This window comes from Streptomyces sp. NPDC002790, assembly GCF_040295505.1.
In the GTDB taxonomy this organism is placed as follows: Bacteria; Actinomycetota; Actinomycetes; order Streptomycetales; family Streptomycetaceae; genus Streptomyces.
Genome location: NZ_JBEOVM010000006.1, coordinates 23,592 through 50,095, shown reverse-complemented (window position 1 = coordinate 50,095; position 26,504 = coordinate 23,592). Strand labels below are relative to the sequence as shown.

Below are 26,504 nucleotides of genomic sequence, written 5' to 3'. Positions count from 1 at the left end.
TGATTACCGCTGGGCCCGGCTGTGGCGGCGGCCGTACGCGAAGTAGATGACCACGCCGATCACCATCCACACCGCGAACCGCAGCCACGTCTCCACGGACAGGTTGAGCATCAGCCACACCGAGCACGCCACGGAGGCGATGGGCAGGAACGGCACCCACGGGGCCTTGAAGGCGCGCGGCAGGTCGGGGCGGGTGCGGCGCAGGATGAGGACGCCGAGGGCCACGACGACGAAGGCGAACAGCGTGCCGATGTTGACCAGCTTGGAGAGTTCCTCGAGGGAGATGAGGCCGGCCACGCACGCCGTCAGGACGCCCAGGATGATCGTCGAGCGGTACGGGGTGCGGAACCTGGGGTGGACCCTGCTGAACACCGGGGGCAGCAGACCGTCGCGGCTCATCGCGAAGAAGACGCGGCTCTGGCCGAGGAGCAGGATCATGCAGACGGTCGTCAGGCCGATGACCGCGCCGAACGAGATCAGGCCCGCCCAGAACGGGTGGCCGACCGACTTGAACGCCTCCGCGAGCGGGGCGCCCGGGTCGAGTTCCTTGTAGTTCTGCATGCCGGTCACGACCGCGGCCACGCCCACGTACAGGACCGTGCAGATGGCGAGGGAGCCGAGGATGCCGCGCGGGACGTCCTTCTGCGGATTGCGGGTCTCCTCGGCGGCGGTCGCCACGACGTCGAAGCCGATGAACGCGAAGAAGACGACGGCCGCGGCGGTAAAGATGCCCATCACGCCGAAGCTCTGCGGTGTGAATCCGGCGATGCCTTCGAGGAGGGTGGCGCTCAGCCCCGAGCTGCTCTTGTTGTCCTGGGCCGGCGGGATGTACGGGCTGTAGTTGCTGGACTTGATGAAGAAGGCACCCACCGCGATCACGATCAGGACGACCGTCACCTTGATGGCCACGACCACCGATGTCACCCAGGCCGAGAGCTTCATGCCGATCACGACGACCGTCATCACGGCGAGCACCAGCAGGAACGCGGCGATGTTGAAGCTGAAGCCGCCCTGGCCGGAGCCGGGTCCCTGGAGCGCCCCCGGCAGTGGGATGCCCCAGCTGTCGAGGAGGGACTGTACGTAGCCGGACCAGCCGACCGCGACCGTCGCGCAGCCGAGGGCGAGTTCGAGGATCAGGTCCCAGCCGATGATCCAGGCCGGGAACTCGCCGAGCGAGGCGAAGGCGAAGGTGTACGCGGATCCGGCGACCGGGACCGTCGAGGCGAACTCCGCGTAGCAGAGCGCGGCGAGGGCGCAGACCACGGCGGCGACGACGAAGGCGATGGTCACGGCCGGGCCCGCGTAGTCGGTGGCGGCCGTGCCGGTGATGACGAAGATGCCGGAGCCGATGACGACGCCGACGCCGAAGACGGTGAGGTCGAGGGCGGAGAGGGTCTTCTTGAGCTGGTGCTCGGGTTCCTCGGTGTCCTGGATGGACTGCTCGATGGACTTGGTGCGGAACAGGCCGTTACGGGCTGTTCGTTCCGCGCCGCCTGGCTGGGTGCTCACGCTTACCTCCGTTGGCTTCGTCGTCCTCGACATGATCGGACGAGTGGCCTTCGGCGCGCGGGTGAGTCAACCGGTTTCATGCGAATGGGGCCGGTCCGGCCCCCATTTGGAGCCGCGTGGGCCAATCAAGCCCCTGCGGCGATTGAGCAGCGGGGTCCGGGGCGGAGCCCCGTGGCCTCGTCCCCGGCCGACCGGGGCACAAGATGTCCTCAATCGCCGGACGGGCTTGAATTGCCCGTCCGACGGGCTTGAATTGCTCGCGACGGGCTTGATGTGCTCAGTCGCGAGCCGCCTCGACCGCGTCCGCCGCGGCGGAGCCCTCGTAGCGGCCGTCCAGCTTGGAGACGAGGCCCGTGACCTGGCGGGCGATGTCGGGGGCCGTGAGGCCGATCTCGGCCATGATCTCCTTGCGGGAGGCGTGCTCCAGGAAGCGCGGCGGGATGCCGAAGTCGCGGAGCGGGACGTCGACGCCCGCGTCGCGCAGCGCCTGCGCGATGGACGAACCGACGCCGCCCACCCGGGAGTTGTCCTCGACCGTGACGACCACCCGGTGGCGCTCGGCCAGCGGAGCCATCGCCTCGTCGACCGGCTTGACCCAGCGGGGGTCGACGACCGTCGTCGTGATGCCCTGCTTGTCGAGGAGGTCGGCGATCTCCAGGCACATGGGCGCCAGCGCGCCGACCGAGACCAGGAGGACGTCGATCAAGGGGTGCGTCCCGTAGGGACTCGGTTGAGGGTGGTGGTGGGAGACGGGTGGGAGTTCGGAAGAGGCCTCCCGGAGTACGTCCATGCCGCCGACCTTGCCGACCGCCTCGACGGCCGGGCCGACCGCGCCCTTGGAGTAGCGGACGACGGTGGGCGCGTCCTCGACCTGGACCGCCTCGCGCAGCTGCGCGCGGACCTGGTCGGCGTCGCGCGGCGCGGCGATGCGGACGCCGGGGACGACCTGGAGCAGGGACATGTCCCACATGCCGTTGTGCGAGGCGCCGTCGGTGCCGGTGATGCCGGCCCGGTCCAGGACGAAGGTGACGCCGCACTTGTGCAGGGCGACGTCCATCAGGACCTGGTCGAAGGCGCGGTTGAGGAACGTCGCGTACACCGCGAAGACCGGGTGCAGGCCGCCCTGGGCGAGGCCCGCCGCGCTGGTCGCCGCGTGCTGCTCGGCGATGCCGACGTCGTAGACCCGCTCGGGGAACTCATCGGCGAACTTCTTCAGGCCGACCGGCTGCAGCATCGCGGCGGTGATCGCCACGATGTCCTCGCGCTCGCGGCCGAGCTTGGCCATCTCGTCGCCGAAGACCGACGTCCAGTCGGCGCCGGAGGCCTTGATCGGGAGGCCGGTGTCGGGGTGGATGGGGCCGATGCCGTGGAAGCGGTCGGCCTCGTCCTGGAGGGCGGGCTTGTAGCCGCGGCCCTTCTCGGTGAGGCAGTGCACGATGACCGGGCCGCCGAAGCGCTTGGCGCGGGTGAGCGCGGACTCCAGGGCCTCGAGGTCGTGGCCGTCGATCGGGCCGACGTACTTCAGGCCGAGGTCCTCGAACATGCCCTGCGGGGCGATGAAGTCCTTGAGGCCCTTCTTCGCGCCGTGCAGCGTCTCGTAGAGGGGCTTGCCGACGACCGGGGTGCGCTCCAGGAGGTCCTTGCCGCGGGCCAGGAAGCGCTCGTAGCCGTCCGTGGTGCGCAGGGTCGCGAGGTGGTTGGCGAGGCCGCCGATCGTGGGAGCGTACGAGCGCTCGTTGTCATTGACCACGATGACGAGGGGGCGGTCCTTGGCGGCGGCGATGTTGTTCAGCGCCTCCCAGGCCATGCCGCCGGTGAGCGCGCCGTCGCCGATGACCGCGACGACGTGGTCGCCGCGGTCCTGGATCTCGTTCGCCTTCGCGAGGCCGTCGGCCCAGCCGAGGACGGTGGAGGCGTGGCTGTTCTCGATCACGTCGTGCTCGGACTCGGCCTGCGAGGGGTAGCCGGACAGGCCGCCCTTCATCTTCAGCTTGGAGAAGTCCTTGCGGCCGGTGAGCAGCTTGTGCACGTAGGACTGGTGGCCGGTGTCCCACAGCACCTTGTCCTGGGGGGACTCGAAGACGCGATGCAGGGCGATCGTCAGCTCGACGACGCCGAGGTTCGGGCCGAGGTGGCCGCCGGTCTTGGAGACCGCGTCGACGAGGAAGGTCCGGATCTCTCCTGCCAGCTGGTCCAGCTGCTCAAGGCTGAGCCGGTCCAGATCGCGCGGTCCCGTGATGCGGGTCAGCAGCGGCACCCGTGCCTCCTTGCGATAGAGCTGTGAGTAACTGGTTGAGCTGTCGAGCTTGCCGGGCCTGTCGATTCTAATGTTCCCCTGCGCGCCACGGCGTGCGGGCCGTGCGTTCCTCGTCACGCCCTCGTCACGAAACAGAATCAGGCGTTCGGCCCGCACGCAGGGTGTGAGCGTGACTGTGCCCGGCGTCACCATCGACGCCGGGCACAGTCGGTCGAGGCCAGAAGGGCCGGAACAGCCGTCAGGCGCGGCCGGCCGTCTTCTGGGTCTTACGGGTGACCGAGTCGATGACGACCGTGGCGAGGAGTACACCGCCGGTGATCATGTACTGGATCGGGGTGGCGATGCCCTCGAGCGCGAGGCCGTACTGGATCGACGTGATCACCAGCACACCGAGCAGCGCGTTCCAGGTGCGGCCCCGGCCACCGAAGAGGCTGGTGCCGCCGATGACGGCCGCGGCGATGACGTTCATCAGGAGGTCGCCGGCGCCGGCGCTCTGGTTTGCCGCCGCGATCTTGGAGGCCCAGAAGAGGCCGCCGACCGCCGCGAACAGGCCCGCGAGGGCGAAGACCGAGATCCGGATCGCCGTGACGTTGATACCGGCACGCCGGGAGGCCTCGACGCTGCCGCCGAGCGCGTTGACCTTACGGCCGTACGAAGTACGGCGGAGAAGGAAGTCCGTACCGACGAGCACGATGCCGAACAGCAGCACCGCGAGCGGCAGGCCCTTGTACTGGTTGAAGATGATCGCGACGCCGAAGAGCGCGATCGCGAGCAGCACCGTGCGCAGCACGATGTCGCTGAGCGGCCGGGACGGGATGCCCGCGGCCTCGCGGCGCCGGTTGCCGAGGAAGGTCGGCACGAAGTAGGCGAGGATCGCGATGACGGCGAGGCCGTAGGCAGCGACGACGTCCGAGAAGTAGTACGTGGTGAGCTTGCCGACCACGCCGTCGCCGTCGATGTTGATCGTGCCGTTGGAACCCAGGATCTGGAGCATGAAGCCGTTCCAGAACAGCAGGCCCGCCAGCGTGACGGCGAACGCGGGGGCGCCGAGCCGGGCGAAGAAGAAGCCGTGCAGGGCGCCGATGATCGCGCCCGCGGCGAGCGAGACCAGGACGGCGACCCACTCGTTCACGCCGTGTGTGACGCTCAGCACCGCGGTGATCGCCGAGGAGACACCGGACACGGAGCCGACCGAGAGGTCGATCTCGCCGAGCATCAGCACGAAGACGATGCCGACCGACATCATGCCGGTGGCGACCATCGCGACGAAGATGTTGTTGAGGTTCTCCGCGCCCAGGAACGCCGAGTTCAGGCTCTGGAAGATCGCGCCGATGACGATCAGGCCGATGACGACCGGGATGGCGCCGAGGTCACCGCCCTTGATCTTGCGCTTGAACTCGCTGAGGTAACCCGCGAAGCCCTGCTCGCGCACGAGGAGGCGGGGGTCGACCGCGGTCACGGCGGCGCCGGCGGCGACGCCCGGTTCGTCCGCGGGGGCTTTGGTCTTGTCGATGCTCACTTCTGAGCCTCCCCGTTGGCGCGCGCCGCACGTCGGGTCACGGCGTTGTCCGTGGCGCCGGTGATGGCGGAGATGATCTCTTCCTGGGACGTGCTCTTGACGTCGAACACGCCGTTGTTGCGGCCGAGTCGGAGCACGCCGACCTTGTCGGCGACGGCCTTCACATCGGCCATGTTGTGGCTGATGAGGATGACCGCGTGGCCGCGCTCGCGCAGCCGCTCGACGAGGTCGAGGACCTGCGCGGTCTGCTCGACGCCGAGGGCGGCGGTCGGCTCGTCGAGGATCACCAGCTTGGGCTCGCCGAGCATGGAGCGGGCGATCGCCACGACCTGGCGCTGGCCACCGGAGAGCGAGGCGACCGGGATCCGCACGCTGGGTATCCGGATCGACAGGGTCTCGAGCAGTTCCCGGGAGCGGCGCTCCATCTCGACCTCGTCGAGGATGCCGCGCTTCTTGATCTCGCGCCCCAGGAACAGGTTGCCGACGACATCGATGTTGTCGCACAGCGAGAGGTCCTGATAGACGGTCGCGATGCCCAGGTCCTGGGCATCGTGCGGCCGGTTGACGGCGACGGCCTTGCCGTTCCACTCGATGACACCGTCATCGATGGGATGCACGCCGGCGATCGTCTTGACCAGGGTGGACTTTCCGGCACCGTTGTCGCCGACCAGGGCGACCACCTCACCGGCGTGGACTTCAAGCTCTACGTCGGTGAGCGCCTGCACGGCACCGAATCGCTTGGAGACCCCGCGCAACGCCAGCACGGGCGTAGCGGACACGTGAACCATCTCCTTCACCGCCACAGGCATGACCCGGCGGGAGGTTGAACTCAGAAGAATGAGGGGGGTGTTGGTGTTCCGTCCGACGCCCCGCCGTTGAGCTTGCGGGGCTGTTGGCGGCGGGGCGCCGGACGTGCATCAGGGGCCCGTCAGGGCCGTGGGGAAGGCTGCTTCGAGCTCCCGGGTTACTTCAGGCCGATCTTGTCGCAGGCCGCCTTGTACTTGGCCGTGCAGATGTCGTTGACCGTGTAGTAACCCTCCTTGACGACCGTGTCCTGGATGTTGTCCTGCGTCAGCGAGACGATCGGGACGATCACGGAGGGGATGCCCTTGGCGGTGCCGCTGTCGACCTTGGTGGTCTCCAGCGAGCTGTCGATCTTGCCCGTCTTGGCGATCGAGACGGCCATCTTGGCGACGGTCTCGGCCTCGGTCGGGTACGACTTGAAGACCGACATGTACTGGTCGCCCGTCACGATCCGCTGCACGCCCGCGAGTTCTGCGTCCTGACCGGTGACCGGCGGCAGCTTCGAGAGGCCCGCGCCCTTGAGCGCGGTGATGATGCCGCCCGCGAGGCCGTCGTTGGCGGAGTAGACGCCGACGATCTTGTCCTTGCCGAGGGCGGAGATGGCGCCTTCCATGTTCTGGTTGGCGTTCTCCGCCTTCCACTCCTTGGTGTCGTACTCCTTGCCGACCTTCACCTTGCCGTCGAGGACGGAGTGGGCGCCCTTCTTGAAGTCGCCGGCGTTCGGGTCCGTGGCGGCCCCGTTCATCATCACGATCTCGTTGCTCGGCTTGGCCTTGTCGCCCAGGGCCTTCAGCAGCGCCTTGCCCTGCTCCTTGCCGACCTCCTCGTTGTCGAACGAGGTGTAGGCGGAGATCGGGCCCTCGGCCAGGCGGTCGTAGGCGACGACGGGGATGTCCGCGTCCTTGGCCTTCTTCACGCCCCCGGCGACGGCCTTGGAGTCGACCGAGTCGAGGATCAGCACGTCCACCTTGTTGGTGATCATCGTGTCGATCTGCTGCGACTGGACGGACGGGTCCTGCTTGGCGTTGAGGTACTGGACCTTGCCCTTGCCACCCGTCAGCTTCTTGACCTGCTGCTCGATGATGGGCTTGTCGAACTTCTCGTAACGCGCGGTCTGGTTCTCCGGGAGGAGCAGACCTATCTTCAGCGCGTCGGTCTTCTTGCCTTCGGACTTGGTGGAGTCGTCGCCGGACTCCTTGGCGCTGCCACAGGCAGCGAGGGACGCGGCCATGGCGGTGGCACAGAACGCAACGGCGGCACGACGCATACGCGTGTTCACTTTGAAACCTCCCTGACGAGGCCGCGTCGTTGCGGCCGAGGTGGCTGGAAGTCAACTCGGCCGCAACCGCAGCGTCAAGGAGTAAATCCTTAACGGGTTGGCAACGGTGTCATGCGTTCTCTAAGTGAAGGCAGGTGTGGCTGCGGGCACAGCACCTGCACCAGAACCGTCCAAAAGCATCGAATCGCCCATCTCGCTGAGTGCCAGGGCGAGCGCCCCGAGCACCTCCGCGCGGCCGCCCAACGCCCCTGGGAGGACCGAGAGTTGGCGCCCGGCGCTGGGGATCGCATAGCGTCCCACGGACTCCCTGATGGGCCCCAGGACCAGCTCCCCGGCCTCCGCCAGATCGCCGCCGAGGACGACCCGGCTGGGGTTCAGCAGATTGCAAAGATTCGCCACACCGGAGCCGATGTGCCGCCCCACGTCCGCGACGACGCGGCGGCAGCCCGGGTCCCCGTCGCGCGCGAGCCGCACGACCTTCTCCATCGTGAGGTCGGTGCCGTGGCTGGACTGGAGCAGCGGCAGCACGTAGCGGGCGGCGGTGAAGGTCTCCAGGCAGCCGCGGTTGCCGCAGCGGCACACGGGCCCCGACTCGTCGAGCGTGATGTGCCCGATCTCCCCCGCCGTGCCGCCGGGCCCGCGGTAGATCTTCCCGCTGATCACGAGGCCCGCGCCGACACCACTGGCCACCTTGATGTACGCGAGGTCCTTGACGCCCCGGCCGCTGCCCCACACCAGCTCGCCGAGCGCGCCGAGGTTGGCGTCGTTGTCGACGTGCACGGGGACGCCCAGGCGCCGCGCCAGCTCCTCGGCGGGCTTGGTGCCGGACCAGCCCGGCAGGATCGAGGTGGAGCCCAGCGTGCCGCTCTCCACGTCGATGGGGCCCGGCACACCGAGACCGACACCGGCGACCTTCGCCCGGTCCACGCCCGTGGCCACGATGAGGCGCTCCACCAGCTCCTCGGCCCGGTCGAAGCCCTGCGCGGCGGAGGCGTCCACGTCGAGCGGCTCGGACTCCTCCGCGAGCACCTGGTGGGCGAGGTTGCCGACCGCCACGCGCAGGTGGGTGTGGCCGAAGTCGACGCCGATCACGATGCCGGCGTCGCCACTGAGGGAGACGCTGCGGGCCCTGCGGCCGCCGGCCGATGTGGGCGTGACCTCGACGGTTCCGCCGTCCTTGAGCTCCCGGACGATGTTGGAGACCGTCGCGGCGGACAGGCCCGTCGTCCTCGCGATCTCGGCCTGCGTGAGCGAACCGGCAAGGCGTACGGCGCGTACGACCCGCTCGAGATTGGCCCGGTGCAGCGAGGACTGCGACCCCGGAGTCTCCATTGACCCACCCTTATCCCTTGATCCGCGTCACCCAGTGTGACCGGACCTTGTACAAGTTATGAACTCCAAGCTCCGCTGAAGGTGTCTCCGGCGTCAAGCCCTTGACACCAATCCGTTCCCTTGGAAACGCGCAGAAGTCCGGCCCCGGGGGGATTTGCCCCGGGGCCGGACCCTTCGTCGTACGAGAATTCGGGCGGTTACTTCAGCGCCCCCGCGGTCAACCCCTGAACGACCTGGCGCTGGAAGATGATGTACGCCGCCAGCACCGGCAGCATCGCCATCACCAGACCCGCGAAGAGGCCCGACCAGTCGCCCTTGTAGCCCTGGCTCGTGGCGAGCTCGACGAGGCCCTGGGCGAGGACACGCTTGTCGGGGTCCGGGTTGAGGACCGTCGGAATCATGTACTGGTTCCACTGGCCGAGGAAGTTGAAGATGCCCACGCTGATCAGGCCGGGCTTGGCCATCGGCAGCATGATCTGGAAGAACGTCCGGGTGTGCGAGGCCCCGTCGACGAACGCCGCCTCCGCGATCGAGCTCGGCAGCGTACGGAAGAACGACGTGAGGAAGAACACCGTGAACGGCAGCGAGTACGCGATGTAGGCGAGGACGAGGCCCGGGATCGTGTTCAGCAGGGCCAGGTTCTTCATGACGAAGAACAGCGGTACGAGCGCCAGGATGATCGGGAAGCTCATGCCGCCGACGAACAGGTAGTAGATGAAGCTGCGTCCCGGGAACTCGAAGCGGGCGAGCACGTACGCGACCATCGAGCCGAGTACGAGCGTGCCCACGAGTGAACAGCCCACGACCACAATGGTGTTGAGGAAATAGTCGCTCATGTGGGCGTCGGACCACGCCCGCGACCAGTTCTCGAAGTGCAGCTTGTCCGGCAGCGACCAGGGCGAGCCGAAGATGTCGCCGTCCGTCTTGAAGGACGTCATCACCGCCCACAGCAGCGGCATGACGACCAGGATCGCCCAGAGGATGAGCATGCCGTGCGAGAAGACGTTGAGGACGCCGCCCTCGCTGCTCTTCAGCTTCTTGTCCTCGGGCGACTTCGTCTTGGTGACCGGGTCGCCGCTGCCGCGCTGGGCCGGGACCTCGGACGGCGGAGTGTCGGTGGTCTTCATGGTCAGAACTCCAGCCGCTCGCGTCGACCGAGGCGCATCACGACGGCCGCGAACAGCAGCGTGAGGACGAGCAGGGCGACACCGATCGTCGTTGCGTAGGCGGCGTTCGCGTCACGGAACGCCGATTGCCAGACGTACAGGGGGAGGACGGTCGTCGAGTAGGCGGGACCGCCGGGGCCCACCGACATGATCTGGACCGAGGCGAAGGCCTCGGCGCCGAGGGCGAGGATGCCCATGTAGATCCAGCCGGACTGGATGGTGTCCCACAGCAGGGGCACCGTGATCTTGAAGAAGGTGGTGGCCCGTCCTGCGCCGTCGAGCAGCGCCGCCTCGTAGAAGTCCTTCGGGATGGACGCCATGCCCGCCGAGAACAGGACCACGAAGAACCCGACCGTGCTCCACACCAGGACGGCCATGATGGACCACAGGGCGACGTTCGGGTCGCCCAGCCAGTCCTGCGCGAGCGAGTCCAGGCCGACCGCTCGGAGCGCGCCGTTGGTCGCGCCGTCGTTCGGGCTGTACGCGAACCGGAAGAGGATCGCGACGATCGCGATCGACAGTACCTGCGGGAAGAAGTACGCGATCTTGTAGAAGCCCGACCCGCGCACGCCCGAGACGGCGGCGCCCTTTCTGTGCCGTCCCCCCACATTGATCATGAAGGAGAAGAACAGCGCGAGGCCGAGCGTCACCAGCGGCAGCAGCACCACGAACATGAGGCTGTGTTGGAGCGACTTCCAGAAGACGTCGTCCTCGAACAACCTCTTGTAGTTCGCGAAGCCCACCATCTTGAAATCCGGGCTCAGTCCGGTCCAGTCGGTGAACGAGTAGTAGATCGCCTGGATGAACGGCCAGATGACGAAGATGGCGTACAGCGCGAGGGGGGCCACCAAGAACCCCACAATGAAGCGGTACTTGCCGTGTTGCATTTTTACCGACCCCGTTCGGTTCGCGGGTGCCGCCGCTGGTGACGAGAGCGCACGTGCTGTGCCGCTACTGGTGCTTGTAGTGCTTGATGGACGAGTCCTTGGCCGTCGCATCCGCGAATGCCTGGATCTTCTTGATGGCCTCGGCCGGGGTCATGCGGCCAGCCATCATCTCGCCCAGACACGAGACGCCGATCTGCTCCTTCTGGAGCTTCGCGTACCAGTCCTGCATACGCGGGTTGACCACGTTGTCCTTGGCCAGTTCCAGGGCGGCGTTGGCCGACTCCGTGCCCGAGGTCAGCTTGATGCCGTCGGTGCCGCCGTTGTAGGCGGTCAGCGACTTCACGAGCTTCGTGGTGTTCTGCGAGGACTTCTCGCTGAGCATGATGCGCAGCTGCTCCATGCCGCCCTCGGCGTTCTTCGCGTTCGCCGGAACGATGTACGGCTCGGAGCCGGCCGCCCAGATGGTGCCGAACGGCATCTTGTCGCTCTTGTCGAGGCCGGACGGCGCGCTCACGGTCAGCTCGAAGTCCTTGGGGATGACGCTCGCCGACTCGTTCTCCACCCAGGACCCGTTGGGGAGGAACAGCGCCTTGCCCTTGGCCCACGCGGTCTGCGACTGGATGTGGTCGATGCCGGGCGTGCCCTTGAGGATGTAGCCCTTCTTGTAGAGCTCGTAGTACGCCTCGAAGGCGGCCTTGACGGCCGGGTCGCTCCAGGCCTTCGGCTCCAGGTTGTCGATCTTGTCGAGGACCTCGCGGCCGCCGATCTTGGCGATGAACGGGTAGAGCGAGAACGGCAGGTAGTACGGGTACTTACCGGCGTACGTCCAGCCGGCCATGCCCTTCTTCTTCGCCTTCGCGCAGACGGCGAGCATGTCGTCCCAGGTCTGCGGGTACTCCGCGTCCAGCCCGTCGAGCGCCTTCTTCGAGTACCAGACGCCGTACACGGTGTAGGCCATGTACATCACGACGCACTGCTTGCCCTCGAACTGGCCCATCTCGACGACGCCGGGGCGCAGCGTGTCGCGGAACTTCTTGCTCGGGTCGTCCACCGACGGGGCGTCGAGCAGCGGCGTGAGGTCGGCGAGCTGCTTCTTCGAGAAGAGGACACCCATGTCCATCTGCTCGGCACCGGAGTTGTCGATGAGGTCCGGCGGGGTGCCGCCGTTGAACTTCGGCTGCAGCTCTGACTGGATCTTCTGCGTCGAGTGGAAGTCGATCTTCGCCTTCGGGTGCGCCGTCTTGTACATCTTGTTGGCGTCCTTGGCGTACTGCGTGCCGAAGCCGCCGTCGAAGATGACCACGGAGAGCGCGGCGCTCTCGTTGACACCCAGCGGGTTCTTCTCGGACTTCTTGCCCCCCTTGGCCTTCGTGTCCGAGTCGTCGCTGCCGCTGGCGCATGCGGAGAGCATCCCCATGGCCGGTACGGACAGCAGGCCGAGCGCAGCGGAGCGCTTCATCAGGGTGCGTCGGCCGACGCCACCGTTTGTGTTCTGCTCGGAAGTGGATCCCATGCTCAAGTCCTCGCCTTCTCCAGGACTCAGGCGGTGAACCGGATCCTCCCCGGCACCGCGGTGATGTGCTGCGTAACGCAGGTGGAGCTGGGTGGTGCCCGCCCGGATCTCGAACGGGCCGGGCGGTGGCGACAGGTATAGTCCACTCCCTGTGAGGGGGGCAAGATCGAATGCAGGTTTGGGCATCGGTCTTTTCCGAGTTGAGACCTCCCGGAAATACGCCGCACCAGCGACGAACCGTTCTTTCCAACTGCGTTGTCTACAAAGGGTGTAGCGGCGACGTAGCGGAATCCGTCGGGCCGCTTATTCACTGGCGGGGGAACCATCCCCTCCAAAGGGCCCAATACCCTTGACACCACTGGGCACTTGAGCCCCTACTGGACCTTGCTCAGCAACTGACAACGTTGTCCAGTAGCCGGAGGGTGGGCCCCTTTATGCGAGGCAGATCCAGACACAGACTCGGAACGGTGGCCGCGCTGGGCGCGGCCGCACTTGTGCTCTCGGCGGCGGGCCAGGGTCTCGGCCCCGCCACCACCGCCCAAGCCGCCGGGGGGAAGCCGGAGTTCCGCTCCTCCTTCGAGGCGGGGCAGCCCGCCCCGGACTGGCTGAACACCGTCGACACCGACGCCGACGGCAAGAAGCGGGCGAGCGGCGTGGACGGCGCGTACAGCAGCGGCATGCCGGGCAATGTGAACGGCCATGTCACCGACATCCGCGCGAGCGACGAGAACGCGGACGGAGGTGAGACCAAGGAGAACCTCGTCGACGGTGAGCCGACCACCAAGTGGCTGGCCTTCACGCCGACGAGCTGGGTCGAGTACGACCTCGACGGGCCGGTCAAGATCTCCAAGTACGCGCTCACGTCGGCCAATGACCACGACGAGCGCGACCCGAAGGACTGGACCCTGAAGGGTTCGGCGGACGGCAAGGAGTGGAAGACGCTCGACTCCCGCTCCGGCGAGACGTTCGACAAGCGCCAGCAGTTGAAGTCGTACGACATCCAGAGCCCGGCGGAGTACTCCCACTTCCGTATCGAGTTCACGAAGAACAACGGCGCGGACGACGCGACGCAGCTCGCCGACTTCCAGCTCTCGACCGGTGAGGACTCCGCCCCGGCCCCCGAGGACATGCTCTCGCTGGTGGACCGCGGCCCGACCGCCTCGCCCACCGCCAAGGCGGGCGTCGGCTTCACCGGCACGCGCGCGCTGCGCTACGCGGGCACGCACAAGGGCGACGGCCGCGCGTACTCGTACAACAAGGTCTTCGACGTCGATGTGGCGGTGGCCAAGGACACCGAGCTCGCGTACAAGATCTTCCCGTCGATGGCGGACGGCGACCGCGACTACGACGCCACGAACGTCTCCGTCGACCTCGCCTTCACCGACGGCACGTACCTGAGCGACCTCAAGGCCGTCGACTCCAACGGCGGGGCGCTGACCCCGCAGGGGCAGGGCGCGGCGAAGCGGCTGTACGTGAACCAGTGGAACGCGGTGAAGTCCGGGATCGGATCGGTCGCGGCCGGTAAGACGGTCGACCGGGTCCTCGTCGCGTACGACTCCCCCAAGGGGCCCGCGAAGTTCCGCGGGTGGCTGGACGACCTCAGCATCGCGAAGGCGCGGCCGGCCAAGCCGAAGGCGCACCTGAGCGACTACGCGTCGACGACCCGCGGCACGAACTCCACCGGTGACTTCTCGCGCGGCAACACCTTCCCGGCGACGGCCGTCCCGCACGGCTTCAACTTCTGGACGCCGGTGACCAACGCGGGCTCGCTGAGCTGGCTGTACGACTACGCGCGCGACAACAACGCGGACAACCTGCCCACGATGGAGGCGTTCGCGGCGAGTCACGAGCCGAGCCCGTGGATGGGTGACCGGCAGACGTTCCAGGTGATGCCGTCGGCCAAGTCCGGTGACGCGTTGGACACGTCGCGCTCCGGGCGCGCGCTGCCGTTCAAGCACGACGACGAGACGGCGACGCCCTCGTACTACGGCGTGAAGTTCCAGAACGGCGTGAAGGCGGAGATGACGCCGACCGATCACGCTGCGGCGCTCCGCTTCAGCTACCCCGACGACGACGCGAGCGTGGTCTTCGACAACGTCTCCGACCAGGGCGGTCTCACGCTCGACAAGGAGAACGGGGTCGTCACCGGCTACTCGGACGTCAAGTCCGGCCTGTCGGCGGGTGCGACGCGGCTGTTCGTCTACGGGGTCTTCGACAAGCCGGTGAAGGACGCCGACTCGTCGGGCGTGAAGGGCCACTTCACGTTCGACGCGGGCAAGGACCGCACGGTGACGCTGCGCCTCGCCACGTCCCTCATCGGCCTGGACCAGGCGAAGGACAACCTGTCGCAGGAGCTGCCGCAGAAGCGGTCGTTCGCGGACGTACGGAACGCGGCGCGCGCCCAGTGGGACACGCTGATGAAGAAGGTGGAGGTCGAGGGCGCGACGGACGATCAGCGCACGGCGCTGTACTCCTCGATGTACCGGCTGTACCTGTACCCCAACTCGGGCTTCGAGAAGGTGCGTTCGCAGGGCGGAAAGAGCAAGGCGACGTACAAGTACGCGTCGCCGTTCTCGCCGATGCCGAACCCGGACACCCCGACCCACACCGGCGCGAAGATCGTCGAGGGCAAGCCGTACGTCAACAACGGCTTCTGGGACACGTATCGCACGACCTGGCCCGCCTACTCGCTGCTGACGCCGAAGAAGGCGGGTGAGCTGGTCGACGGGTTCGTGCAGCAGTACCGGGACGGCGGCTGGACCTCCCGCTGGTCCTCGCCGGGCTACGCGGACCTGATGACCGGCACGTCGTCGGACGTGGCGTTCGCGGACGCGTACGTGAAGGGCGTCGACGACTTCGACGTCGAGTCGGCGTACAAGGCGGCCGTGAAGAACGCGACCGTGGTGGCGCCACAGGCCGGCGTCGGCCGCAAGGGCATGGAGACCTCCCCGTTCCTCGGCTACACGCCGTCGGAGACGCACGAGGGTGCGTCGTGGGCGCTTGAGGGCTACCTCAACGACTACGGCATCGCGGAGATGGGCCGGAAGCTCTACAAGAAGACGGGCGAGAAGCACTACAAGGAGGAGTCGGAGTACTTCCTGAACCGCGCCCGTGACTACGTCAACATGTTCGACGACAAGGCGGCCGGCAGCGCGTCGAGTCCGGGCTTCTTCCAGGGCAAGGACAAGGACGGCAACTGGCGTGTGAAGTCGGAGGACTTCGACCCGGCGATCTGGGGCTACGACTACACGGAGACCAACGCCTGGGGCTACGCCTTCACCGCCGTCCAGGACAGCCGCGGCCTCGCCAATCTGTACGGCGGCCGGGGCGGCCTCGCCAAGAAGCTCGACACGTACTTCGACACGCCGGAGACCGGCTCGAAGGACGTCGCGGGCTCGTACGGCGGTGTCATCCACGAGATGACCGAGGCGCGCGACGTACGCATGGGCATGTACGGCCACTCGAACCAGGTCGCCCACCACGTCACGTACATGTACGACGCGGCAGGTCAGCCGTGGAAGACGCAGGAGAAGGTCCGCGAGGTGCTCTCCCGCCTCTACACGGGCAGCGAGATCGGGCAGGGATACCACGGCGACGAGGACAACGGCGAGCAGTCGGCCTGGTACCTGTTCTCCTCGCTGGGCTTCTACCCGCTGGTCATGGGCAGCGGTGAATACGCCATCGGTTCCCCGCAGTTCACGAAGATGACGCTGCACCTGGAGAACGGCAAGGACCTGGTCGTCAAGGCGCCGAAGAACAGCGCGAAGAACATCTACGTGCAGGGCGTGAAGGTCAACGGTCGTACGTGGACGAAGACTTCGCTGCCACACTCGGCCATCGCCAAGGGTGGCGTCATCGAGTTCGCGATGGGTGACAAGCCGTCGAAGTGGGGCACGGGTGCGGACGCCGCGCCGACGTCGATCACGAAGGACGACAAGGTGCCCTCGCCGCGCTCGGACGCCATCACGGGTTCGGGCCCGCTGTTCGACAACTCCTCCGCTACGTCGGCCAGTTCATCGGGTCCGGTGGAGCTGCCGGTCGGGGCGGACGGTGCGAAGGCGGTCCAGTACACGCTGACCTCTTCGGGGGACAAGTCGAAGGCGCCGACGGGGTGGAAACTGGAGGCCTCGGACGACGCGAAGGGCTGGAAGACCGTCGACGAACGCTCCGGTGAGTCCTTCGCCTGGGACAAGCAGACACGGGCGTTCTCCGTGCCGTCCCCGGCGGCGCACAAGCACTACCGGCTGGTGTTCACCGGCGGGGCGGCGACGGTGGCGGAGGTGGAACTGCTGTCGTGACGTCCTCCCGGGTGGCGTGCCGAGCGCGGCACGTCACCCGGGGCAGTCGCCGTTGTCGAAGGTCCGGTACAGCGAGAGTTTCCGTTCGTGACGCCGGTCCGGGAACTCCACGACTGGCACCGGCTTGCACGCCGACCACTTCCGGTGCGTTTCCTGACCCGCGAAGCCGTACGTCCCGGTCGCGCCTTGGAGCATGCCCGCGCCGTTGACGGTGGGCTGCAACAGAGTCGTGTACAGCTCCTTGCTCGTGGGAATCTTCTCGCTGTTCTCGCCCTCGTTCATGTCGGCGAAGGTGCGCTTCACCGCCTCGGTGAGCAGCCGCAGGCCGTCGTAGTACGAAGCCGCGTAGCCGTCGGCCAGGGGCTTCTCGCCGAGCGTGTGCTGGGTCCTGATCTCGTTGAAGAGGTCGAGGAAGTCGTCGACGCCGGAGGGTCGGTCCGCGGAACCCCCCTTCTCCCAGTGCGGGTCGAAGGAGGCGGCGTCGACGATGGTGGCGTTCGCCTTGTCCAGGTCGCGCTCGACGTCCGGCCTGGTGAGGGTGGGTTCGAGGCCTATGCCGGTCTTCAGGATGCGCAGGGGGCGGCGGGCGCAGCTGCCCTCGTCGGAGAGGCCGTCGATGAAGCCCGGGAGGTCCTGGTCGCGGCCCGCGAAGAAGACCGTGTCCAAGTGCTCACGGCAGATCTTGTCGATCGCGTTCACGAAGAGGCCCGGCTCGCCCTCGTCGCTGCCGGAGGAACCGGTGAAGACGGAGAAGCCGGTCTTGAGGCCGTAGTCCTTGCTGAAGCGGTCCCTGAGGGTGTTCCTCAGGTCCCTGGAGTACACGTCGCCCCCGTGCTTGTCGAGCAGGAGCAACCCCTTCTTGCTGCCCTGCGGGTAGGTTTTGAGGTAGTGCTGCAGGGCGTTCGCGAACTCCTCGTCGCTCGGCGAGGTCTTGAAGAAGTACGGGAAGTTCATCGACGACGCGTTGATGACCGGGCCCACCGTGGGGATCTCGCTCGCGCTCAGTGCGGTGAGGGCGTGCTTGGTCTGTGTCTGGCTGCTGGGGATGCCCGTGACACCGACGAGCGGGTGTTTCCCGTCGTCGGCCAGCGCGTCCAACTGGTCGACCACCGGCTTCCATTGGTCGAGTTGCTTCCCGACGGGCGCGAGCATCAGCTGGACCTGCGGACCGCCCGCCCCCGCGTTCGCCTCCGTGAGCGCGGCGAGGGAGCCCGCGAGTGCGCGGCGGATCATGTCGCCGGTCATCGCGCTCGTGTCGCCCGAGGTGAAGGCCATCATCAGGGCGATACGGACGTAGGGGGTGCCGCTCTCCGACGCGACCCGGTGGTTCTCGTCGGCGATGGCGCCGAGGAGCGAGCCGATGTCGTCGTCCGCCTCGAAGGACTCCGCGGTGACGCCGATGCACTCACCGCCGATCTCGTTCAGTCCGTTGTCGCACGTGCGCAGCAGCTTCGAGCCGCCGTAGATCCCGCCGGCCACGAGCGCGAGCACCACCATCGCGGCGACGCACCAGTCCAGCGGACCCCACTCCCTGATCCTGCTGCCGAACATCAGCCTCCCTCCCCGGAGTTGGTGCCTGGGGGCACGGGTAGTTCCTGCCTCTTGCGGGCGGCCGTCGGCCAGTCGCGGGCCGCCTGCCCGAGGGCCGCGTACCAGGTGGGGTGGCGGCGCGCGAGGAAGCCCAGCTCCTCCCCCACGGCCTTGCACATCCGGTCGGCGTCCGGGTCGAGGGCGGCGTCGGCGTACGGCTCGGAGAGGTACCACAGGGCGTGCAGCAGGCGGTTGATGCTGCGGCCCGAGGGGTCGAGGCGCGCGTAGCGGGCCGCGTGCTCGCCGTCGGCGATCTCGACGCGCTGGTCGCGCCAGGTGTCGTCGGCGGGCGGCACGGGCGCGCTCGCGCAGCGCTGGAGGCACAGCAGCCAGTGCTCGACGCTCTGTTCGGCCTCCTCCGCGTCGAACTCGTCGGCGAGCATCGCGACGACCTGTTGCGGGTTTCCGGCGGCGAGGTTGTGGCGCAGGGCGTCGGCCTCCTCGGTTTCGGCGCGCTGGACGTGGTGGAGGTGGAGGAAGGCGTGCACGGAGCGCCAGCTGTGCGGTTCGTCGCCCGGCGGCAGGGTGCGCCGCGCCTCGTGGACGAGGAGGGTGCGCAGGAGGGGGCTGGTGACCAGCGGGTCGTCGGAGCCCGGGAGTTCCTGCCACTCGCGCTCGACGAGGTACTGCGCGGCGGCCGTGGCGGGCAGCTGCTCGGGGCCGACCAGGCCGAGGTCCTGGGCGAGCGCCTCGGCCGCCTTGGAGTCCCTGGCGAGGCAGAGCTTGACGAGGCGGTCGCGCTGTCTGCGGTCGGGCAGCAGGTCCCGCAGCAGCACCTCGGTGACGGCGCGGCCGCCCTCGACGCGCAGGTCGAGCAGGTCGCGCGGTACGACGGTGCGGTTCTGCTTGGCGGTCTCGACGGCGGCGTCGGCGAGGACGGTGCTGGCCGATGGGTGGCCTCCGGTGAGGGCGTGGAGCGCGGAGGCGAGGTGCGGGTGGAGCAGGCGCGAGGACGCCCGGTCGAGCATGGAAAGGATGTCGTCCCTGGTCAGCGGGGTGAGCGGGAGGACGAGGAGGCCTTCGGACGGCTCGTGCCCGGTCCGCTTCCACAGGGTGGCGGCGTGTCCGGGGCGTCTGACGCCGCCGGGCGGCAGCAGGTCGACGAGCTCCCGGCGCACGGCGTGCGGCGCGTCCTCCCGCGGCAGGTCGCCGAGCCGGGTGGCGACGACGACGGTGCGGTCGTCGTACGTGCGTCCCCCCAGGGCCCGCTGTTCCAGGAGGAGTTCGAGGAAGCGGGAGCCCGCGGGGGTGTGCGCCTCGTCGAGGAGGATCAGCGGCCAGGGCTCACGGTTGAGCCGGCGCACCAGGCCGTGCGCGTGGGCCGTCTCCTCCAGGAAGGCGGCGGTCAGGGCCTGTTCGGCCGCGTGGAGGTAGTCGCCGCCACGGTGGAAGCGGCGGGACAGCAGCCACAGCGGGTCCTCCTCGGCGATGGTGCCGTCGGGCGTGGTGTGCCGCTTGCGGAACCAGGCGCGGGCGGGGTCGAGGGGCGTTCTGGTGGCGAGTTGGCGCAGCACGGCGGCGGTGACGGGTTGCGTGCCGTCCGGGTCGTCGGGGTCGCTGTTGCGGGCGGCGGCCCGGCTGAGCGAGGTCTCGACCTGGGTGGCCCAGTCGCGGGCGACCTCGCGCTCGGTGCCCTGGGCGAGTCCGCCCACCAGGAGCATCCGGGCGTGTCTGCGGCACACCTCGTCACGCTCGTCCGTCTGCCCCACGTGCCAGCCGGACACGGCGAACAGGGCGGGCATCAGGGTCCGGAAGGTGCCGTACGTGGGGGTGAGCGCGCACACGAGGCGCTCCAGGATCTCGGCGGCCGACGCGGCGTGCTGCGGCGGCACACTGCCCTCGGGAACCTCATCGGCGATGCCGGAGGCGACGGGAGAGCCCGGTACGACGGCGCGTACATGGGCGAGCGGTAAGCGGCCCCGGTAGCCGCGGGCGAGGGCGTCGAGGAGGGCGCTGCGTCCGGTGCCGTGCTCGCCGGTGAGCAGCACGACGGGCACACCGGGCCCGAACTCACGCTTGGCGCGGGCGCGTTCGTGGAACGCCAGCCCGGTGAGCGAGGGGACGAGCGATCCCACCAGGGGTTCACGCCCGTACAGAAAGGGCGCCTTGGGCCTGGCCATCTTCGGCTGTCCTGCTTCCCTAGGGATCGTCAATTTCTGCGTGAACCCTAGAACTTACCGGTGGCGCCGATCTCTTGCCAGATGGTCCGCAAGGCCGCCGACCCCCTCACGGTTGCGGATAAATCTCCAGCTCGGCGCCCTCGGGCAGCTCCTCGACGCCCTGGACGACGCCGCCCGGATAGGCGATCCGTACGCGGCGCAGCGACGCGATTCCCTTGAGCGGGGAGAGGTCGATGTCGCCGCCCTGCGTCACGTGCAGCTCCTCAAGTCCTTGCAGGCGGCGGGACATGCGGCGCAGTTGCAGCGGGGTGCCCTGCTGGGCGTAGACGTAGAGCTTGGTCAGTTGCGGGATCTGGCTGGTCGGGTTGAAGAGGAGGGTGCTGAGCTGCTCGGCGGAGAGGCAGAGCGTGCGCAGCTCGGGCAGGCGGCCGAGCAGTCCGCCCCAGTCGTCGGGGAGCAGCCGGCTGCTCGCGTCCTGAAGGCGCAGCTCCTGAAGCGCGACGCAGCGGGTGATCTCGGCGAGTTCGGACGTTCCCGGCGGCAGCGACAGCGTCTTGAGCCGGCCGGGCCTGGGCAGTTCGGCCACGCCGCGCCAGGGGACGCCCGCGCCGATGTGCAGTGCTTCGAGCCGCGCGCACTGGTCGAGCTGTTCCAGCGGCTCGAACTGCGGGACGTTCTCCAGTACGAGGCTGCTCAGTCGCGGGAGCCGGGTGAGCGGTTCGGGGTCCTTGACGTTGCGGCAGCCCTGGAGGGTGAGGCTCTCCAGGTGCTGGAAGTCGTGGAGGAGGGACAGGTCGTCGATCCGCAGCGCGCCGCGCAGCCGCAGCTCGCGCAGATGCTCCGAAGACAGGGCGGCGCGGACGGCGTCGGGGTCGAAGTCGCCGTGGATGCCGACGCGCTCACAGCCGGGCAGGCGTGACAGGGCGTCGAGTTCGGCCTTCGAGCGGACGGTGACGGGCTCACCTGGCGCCGCTTCGAGGAGCGGGGCGATGATCTCGCGGGCGTACGTCTCGGTGTCGAAGCGGTCCCAGTGGCCGAGGAGCTGGGCGCGCACGGTGGACTGCGAGGTGGTGAGGAACTCGCGCAGGCGCGGGATGGCCGCGTCGCCGCCGATCTGGCAGATGGCGTGCGCGGTCGCCAGCTCGGCGTCCCCGTCGAGCTCGTCGGCTCTTGGGAGCAGCCCCAACAGCAGCGGCCCCGTGCGGGCGAGGACGCGGGCCTGGCGCAGGCTGCGCGGCGGGAGCATGCTCGCGGCCTCGGCCTCGATGGTCTGGCGTACGGCGGGTTCCAGCCGCGTGGCCTGTTCGAGGGAGGCGAGGGCGAGGAGGCGGATCCTGGCCTGGACGGTCACGTCCTTCTCGCGCTTTCCGCGGTCGCTCAGGCGCATCAGCAGGTCGGCCCGCCCATTGTGATCGGCTTGCGCGACGGCCATCTGCACCACGTCCTCCCACTGGTCCATGTGAGCGTGTTTCACCAGCATGCCGAAGTCACGGTCCTCAAGAACAGCCTTGGCACCCAGGTAGTCCTGAAACGTGCGGTGAATGAAGTCCACGGCGCCCGGCGCGGGCTCCCGGAGCAGCCCGGAGCGCTCCAGCAGGTATTCGAGCGCGTGCTCGGGTCCGCCGAGCTGTTCCAGGCTCGGAACCTGCGGCTGGAGGCGGCGCAGCTCGTGGATGGCGTCGTCGCGTTCCATCTGGCTGTCGTCGTTGCGGATCAGCCGGTACGCGAGCCGTTTGAGCGGCTCCGTCGCCGACTCCTCGTCGAGCCGAGGGCGGTCGTCGTCCCGCACATAGAAGTCCCGCTCCGTGTCGCGCCGCTCCAGGAGCATGGACAGGGCGGCCTTGTAGAGAGAGGCCCGGCCGTGCGGCAGAAAACCCCGGCGTTCGCGGTGCAGGGCACAAATGAGGCTGCACATCAGGGGGTTGGTGGCGAGTCGGTTTAGTTCGGGGTTGGAACGCAGGGACTCGACGAGCTTGTCGGCGAGACCCTCCGCGCCCGCCGCGACGTGCCAGCGCGCGATGAAGCGCCGCAGGTCCCCGGGGCTCAGCGGGTTGAGGCTCAGCTCGTGGAAGCCCTCGCCGCGCAGCCAGCCCGGTTCGAGCGCGGAGGGGCGGGTGGTGCACAGCCAGAGGTTGCCGGGGTACCTGCGCACCAGCTGGGCCAGCCAGTCGCGGGCGCGCCGCCGGTCGGCCTTGGGGATCTCGTCGAGGCCGTCGACGAGCAGCACCGCGCGCCCGTTGCGCAGGACGCGGACGGCCCAACCGTCGGGCTCGCTGCCGCTGAGGTCGCAGCGCATCCACTTCAGGAACTCGTCGGGCAGCGGGAGTTCGGCCCCCTGCCGGGCGAGCGTACGCAGCGGCAGCACGAACGGGACCCGCCCTATCAGCTGCGGCAGAGCGGCGGGCACGGCCTCCTGGCGCGCGGTGGTCAGGGCGAGCCACTGCACGAGCGTCGTCTTGCCGGTGCCGGCGAGACCGTGCAGCAGGATCTTGCCGCGCCCGGTGAGCGCGGTCTCGACGCTCTCCTCGGTCACGGTCTCGTAGTCGCCGTCCTCCTCGGCGGCGGCCACCGGTACGGCGGTCAGGCTCAAGTAGGCGTCGTCGAGGAGCCATTGGGGCCCGGCGGGGTCGCGGAGGTCGACGCCGTGGATGGTGAGCCACCGGTGCCGCTCGACGACGTACTGGGCGTACTCCCCCTCGAAGCGGAGGTCGTCGGCTTGGTGGTCCTCACCGGAGACGGTCCGCAGCACGCGCTCCAACAGCTCCTTTTGTTCGCGGAGTTGGCGGAAGTTCGACAGCTGCGCGCGGGCCTCGAAGCCGGGCCGCTCGGTGAAGAACCGCACGAGGTGCACACAGGCCGTGACGAGCAGCGCGTCGTGAAAGCGGGCCGCGTCCGCCGTGAGCAGCCCCTTGATGTCCCGCTCCGCCGCGCTGGACAGCGTGGCGGCCAGCTCCTCAGGACCGAGCACCACCAGGTCGACGTCGTTCATGTCCAGCTGACCGAGCGCGAAGAGCGTACGGGTGAGGGCCTGGCCCACCGCGTCGTGCTCGTCGTCGGGCAGCCTGGCCTCGTGCGGCGGCGCGGCCTGCACGGCGCGGCGCACCAGCTCGCTGGAGAGCCGATGCATGTCGTCACGGCTGAGAGCGGGGTGATCACCCACGAAGGACAGCAACGACCTTACGCGGACGGGCTTTTCACCGGGGAACTCGGCCCCCGCCACCTTCGCCGGAGGCAGCACGAACCGCTTCAGCAACGGCACCACCACCGAGGACGCGAGCTTCAGCCCCATTGCGCCCAGTTCCACCGCTCACCCCCGTCACCCACGAGTCCTCCACCATACGTGCCCCGGTCCCGGCCACCCCGAACTCGCACCACACCACCTTGCCGGGGTCCCGCTCCCCCACGCCCCACGCGTCCGCGAGCGCCGCGACGAGGATCAGCCCCCGGCCCCCTTCGTCCGGCCGCACCGCGCGCGGCACGCCGCCGCCACTGTCGTGCACCTCGACCCGGAGGCCGACCTCGTGGGGCAGGAGGCGCAGCAGGTAGCCGCGGCCCGGCGGGGCGCCGTGCAGGAGAGCGTTGGTGGCGAGTTCGCTGACGCACAGGACGATGTCCTCTGCGCGGTCGCCCTCCACGCCCCAGTCGGCGAGTGCGGCGCGGGTGAACTCGCGGGCGGCGGGGACGGATTGGCGTTCGCGGCGGCAGAAGCGGTCGCGGGGTTCGTGGTTCACGAGTGGAATGTTGCGGAGAGTGATTGACTGGCGACAGTGAATCGACCCCGACAGATTTTTTGTCGGGGTTCGAGTGGGGTCAAGAAGGAACGGGGGCGGGGAGATTGCCCGTCATGAGCCCTGCGCAACATCCGCCGAAGAACCCGTCGGCGATGAGGCTGGTCGCCGACCTCGTCGCCCTCTTCCGCAAGGCCGCCGGTTACACACAGGCGGCGCTCGCGGAGCGGCTGATAGTGGCCGAGTCGACGATCGCGGCGATCGAGCAGGCGCGGCGCCCGCTGGTGCCGAAGCTGGCGGAGTCGATGGACCAACTCCTTGAGACCAAGGGGGCGTTGGTCACGGCGGTGGCGGCGATGCCGGAGGTGGACCAGTTTCCGTTGTGGGCGGAGTCGTATATCCAGCACGAGCGGGAGGCCATCGCCCTGTCGTGGTACGACGCGCTGGTCGTGCCCGGCATCCTCCAGACCGCGGAGTACGCACGGACGTTGCTGGGGCAGCGCGTACCCGCGTACGGCGAGGACGAGATCGAGACCAAGACGGCGGCCCGTGTCGACCGCCAGGCGATCCTCCACCGGAAGGTCCCGCCGACGATGAGCTTCGTCGTGTGGGAGCCCGCGCTGAAGATGGCGTTCACCGAACCGCTGGTGCGGGCGGCGGAGTTGAGCTTTCTGCGGGCGAGCGCGGACCTGCCGGGGCTGTCGCTTCAGGTGTTGCCGCTGGATGCGCCGGAGAACGCGGGCGACGCAGGCCCGTTCACCCTCCTGGAGACCCCGGACCATCAGCATCTCGCCTACACGGAGTCCCAGCGCGGTAGCCAGTGGGTTTCCGACGCCGACGAGGTGTCCATCCTGGCTTGCAAGTATGCGATGCTGCGATCTCAGGCCCTCACGCCCAAAGCCACCATGGGCCTGCTGGATCGCCTGCTAGGAGAGCCATGACCACCGCACTTCACTGGTTCAAGTCGAGCTACAGCAGTAGCGAAGGCGGCGCGTGCCTTGAAGTCGCCTACACCTGGCGGAAGTCGAGCTACAGCAGCAGCGAAGGCGGCCAGTGCGTCGAGGTCGCAACCCACCCCTCCGCCATCCACGTCCGCGACTCCAAGAACGCCGACGGCGGCCACCTCACCGTCGCGCCCGGGGCCTGGACCACGTTCCTTGAAGCCGCTCGGGCTTGACGCGGTCCGGCGGGTCCCGGAGCTGGAGGGCCCCCGGTCGCGGCTGTGGCGCGCCGAGTTCCAGGGCACCCCGGTGATGGTGAAGCAGCTGGTCGACGCGCCGGAGGCCGCCGACCGGTACGCCCGCGAGGTCGCGTCGCTGCGCCTCGCCGCCACCGTGGACCCGCCCGTCGTCCCCCGGCTCCTCGACATCGACCCCGACGAACGCGTACTGGTCCTGGAGTACGTGGAGCATCGGCACCCAGGCCCGGACTGGCGGGTCGACTACGCGGCGGCGCTCGCGCGGCTGCACGCGGCCCGGCAGCGCCTCACGCACCGGCTGGGCGTCGTGGCCGACCAGAGCGGCGGACTCCCGGCCCTCGGCCGCCTCGCCACGGACCTGCGCGCGACCATGCTCACCCGCTGGCCGCAGCTCGCCCCGCTACCCGCGGAGCGACCTCGCGACTGACGACGCTGCGGGTCAATACACCTAGAGCCTGTCGTCCTTCACGTACACCGACACATGACTGCCGCTCTCCGAGGTGAACGGGGCGCGCTCCCAGTTCTCGTACCGCTGCTCCAGGCGCATTCCGGCGAAGCGGGCCATCAGGTCGAGCTCGCTGGGCCAGACGTAGCGGAAGGGGATGCTGCGATAGCGGCCGCGGCCTTCGGCGTCCACGGAGACGTAGTTGGAGCTGAAGCGCTGGTGAACGAGGTCGTCGTACCGGTCGAAGGCGACGCGCTCGCCGGACAGGCCGAAGATCACCGCCTCCTGGCCGGGCGGCAGGTGGCGCAGTACGGGCACGCCGACCTCGACGACGAAGCGGCCGCCGGGCGCGAGGTGGGCCGACGCGTTGCGGAACGCGTCGACCTGGGCGTCCTGCGTGGTGAGGTTGTTGATGGTGTTGTAGACGAGGTAGGCGAGGGTGAACGTGCCGGCGCCGTCGACCTTGGTCGTGGTCATGTCACCGATGGTTACGGGGAGTTCGGCCCCGCCGGGCTTGGCACGGAGCCTCGCCACCATGGCGCGCGAGAGGTCGGTTCCCGTGACGGGGACGCCGCGCGCGACCAGCGGCAGAGCGATCCGCCCGGTGCCGACGGCGAGTTCGAAGGCGGGGCCGCCGTCGGCGAGCGCCGCGAGGAAGTCCGCGGCGAGGGCCGCGCGGCGCGGGTCCTCGCCGTCGTCGTATTCGGCGGCGACGCTCTCCGGAAAGTGGCCGTCCTCGGGAGCGTCGGATGCGGGTACGGATGCGTGGTCATCGGTCACCGGGCGACGGTAGCCCGCCCGGTCGGGCCGGGTCACCTGATTTCCGCCGGCGGGGGGAGGCCGCCGCGGCTCTTGCCGA

Annotated in this window: 17 protein-coding genes and 1 pseudogene; 4 read left to right on the top strand and 14 right to left on the bottom strand. The window is 68.8% G+C overall.

Annotation, left to right across the window (positions count from 1 at the left end; all coding sequences use genetic code 11):
• Window positions 1-3: 3 nt before the first annotated feature.
• The 9 genes from ABT004_RS05630 to ngcE form a co-directional block, all read right to left on the bottom strand.
• Window positions 4-1,542 carry an amino acid permease gene (locus tag ABT004_RS05630; protein ID WP_351331572.1) on the bottom strand — a complete coding sequence of 513 codons (1,539 nt, stop codon included), beginning with the start codon at window positions 1,540-1,542 and terminating at the stop codon, window positions 4-6.
• Window positions 1,543-1,786: 244 nt separating this feature from the next.
• Entirely contained in the window at window positions 1,787-3,766 is a 1,980-nt protein-coding gene (gene dxs / locus ABT004_RS05625; RefSeq protein WP_351331571.1) for a 1-deoxy-D-xylulose-5-phosphate synthase, read from the bottom strand.
• A gap of 238 nt (window positions 3,767-4,004) precedes the next feature.
• The gene (locus tag ABT004_RS05620) at window positions 4,005-5,285 is read right to left on the bottom strand and encodes a sugar ABC transporter permease (protein ID WP_351331570.1); all 1,281 of its coding nucleotides are present in this window, start codon (window positions 5,283-5,285) and stop codon (window positions 4,005-4,007) included.
• Window positions 5,282-6,073, bottom strand: coding sequence for an ATP-binding cassette domain-containing protein (locus tag ABT004_RS05615; RefSeq protein WP_351331569.1), 792 nt, complete (start codon window positions 6,071-6,073; stop codon window positions 5,282-5,284). Before ABT004_RS05615 ends, ABT004_RS05620 begins: the two co-directional genes overlap by 4 nt.
• Before the next feature lie 176 nt (window positions 6,074-6,249).
• The gene (locus tag ABT004_RS05610) at window positions 6,250-7,356 is read right to left on the bottom strand and encodes an ABC transporter substrate-binding protein (protein ID WP_351331742.1); all 1,107 of its coding nucleotides are present in this window, start codon (window positions 7,354-7,356) and stop codon (window positions 6,250-6,252) included.
• Between the two features lie 132 nt (window positions 7,357-7,488).
• Window positions 7,489-8,700 carry an ROK family transcriptional regulator gene (locus ABT004_RS05605; protein WP_351331568.1) on the bottom strand — a complete coding sequence of 404 codons (1,212 nt, stop codon included), beginning with the start codon at window positions 8,698-8,700 and terminating at the stop codon, window positions 7,489-7,491.
• Window positions 8,701-8,897: 197 nt separating this feature from the next.
• Window positions 8,898-9,827, bottom strand: a complete 930-nt coding sequence (locus ABT004_RS05600; protein WP_351331567.1) for a carbohydrate ABC transporter permease — start codon at window positions 9,825-9,827, stop codon at window positions 8,898-8,900.
• A gap of 2 nt (window positions 9,828-9,829) precedes the next feature.
• Window positions 9,830-10,753: a carbohydrate ABC transporter permease gene (locus ABT004_RS05595; protein WP_351331566.1), complete on the bottom strand. Its 924-nt coding sequence runs from the start codon at window positions 10,751-10,753 to the stop codon at window positions 9,830-9,832.
• Between the two features lie 64 nt (window positions 10,754-10,817).
• Window positions 10,818-12,266: an N-acetylglucosamine/diacetylchitobiose ABC transporter substrate-binding protein gene (gene ngcE / locus ABT004_RS05590; protein ID WP_351331565.1), complete on the bottom strand. Its 1,449-nt coding sequence runs from the start codon at window positions 12,264-12,266 to the stop codon at window positions 10,818-10,820.
• Window positions 12,267-12,700: 434 nt separating this feature from the next.
• Here ngcE and ABT004_RS05585 point away from each other — a divergent pair, with 434 nt between their 5' ends.
• On the top strand, window positions 12,701-16,564 hold the full coding sequence (locus ABT004_RS05585) for a GH92 family glycosyl hydrolase (protein ID WP_351331564.1): 3,864 nt from the start codon (window positions 12,701-12,703) through the stop codon (window positions 16,562-16,564).
• A gap of 33 nt (window positions 16,565-16,597) precedes the next feature.
• On the opposite strand, the gene ABT004_RS05580 is transcribed toward ABT004_RS05585, so the two are convergent.
• The 4 genes and pseudogenes from ABT004_RS05580 to ABT004_RS05565 all read right to left on the bottom strand — a co-directional run.
• Window positions 16,598-18,115: an ABC transporter substrate-binding protein gene (locus ABT004_RS05580; RefSeq protein WP_351331563.1), complete on the bottom strand. Its 1,518-nt coding sequence runs from the start codon at window positions 18,113-18,115 to the stop codon at window positions 16,598-16,600.
• Window positions 18,115-20,274, bottom strand: a complete 2,160-nt coding sequence (locus ABT004_RS05575; RefSeq protein ID WP_351331562.1) for an ATP-binding protein — start codon at window positions 20,272-20,274, stop codon at window positions 18,115-18,117. Before ABT004_RS05575 ends, ABT004_RS05580 begins: the two co-directional genes overlap by 1 nt.
• Before the next feature lie 106 nt (window positions 20,275-20,380).
• A complete protein-coding gene (locus ABT004_RS05570; protein ID WP_351331561.1) occupies window positions 20,381-23,563 on the bottom strand; it encodes an NACHT domain-containing protein in 3,183 nt (1,060 codons plus the stop codon).
• A 64-nt stretch (window positions 23,564-23,627) separates the two neighbouring features.
• Window positions 23,628-24,014 (bottom strand): annotated as a pseudogene (locus ABT004_RS05565) (ATP-binding protein); the annotation flags it as partial.
• Window positions 24,015-24,118: 104 nt separating this feature from the next.
• Here ABT004_RS05565 and ABT004_RS05560 point away from each other — a divergent pair.
• The 3 genes from ABT004_RS05560 to ABT004_RS05550 are packed head-to-tail and all read left to right on the top strand — an operon-like array spanning window position 24,119 to window position 25,627.
• The gene (locus ABT004_RS05560; protein WP_351331560.1) at window positions 24,119-24,943 is read left to right on the top strand and encodes a helix-turn-helix domain-containing protein; all 825 of its coding nucleotides are present in this window, start codon (window positions 24,119-24,121) and stop codon (window positions 24,941-24,943) included.
• Window positions 24,940-25,179, top strand: coding sequence for a DUF397 domain-containing protein (locus ABT004_RS05555; protein ID WP_351331559.1), 240 nt, complete (start codon window positions 24,940-24,942; stop codon window positions 25,177-25,179). Before ABT004_RS05560 ends, ABT004_RS05555 begins: the two co-directional genes overlap by 4 nt.
• The gene (locus tag ABT004_RS05550) at window positions 25,160-25,627 is read left to right on the top strand and encodes a hypothetical protein (protein WP_351331558.1); all 468 of its coding nucleotides are present in this window, start codon (window positions 25,160-25,162) and stop codon (window positions 25,625-25,627) included. Before ABT004_RS05555 ends, ABT004_RS05550 begins: the two co-directional genes overlap by 20 nt.
• Before the next feature lie 21 nt (window positions 25,628-25,648).
• Here ABT004_RS05550 and ABT004_RS05545 read toward each other — a convergent pair whose 3' ends face one another.
• Window positions 25,649-26,425: a methyltransferase domain-containing protein gene (locus ABT004_RS05545; protein WP_351331557.1), complete on the bottom strand. Its 777-nt coding sequence runs from the start codon at window positions 26,423-26,425 to the stop codon at window positions 25,649-25,651.
• Window positions 26,426-26,504 lie beyond the last annotated feature (79 nt).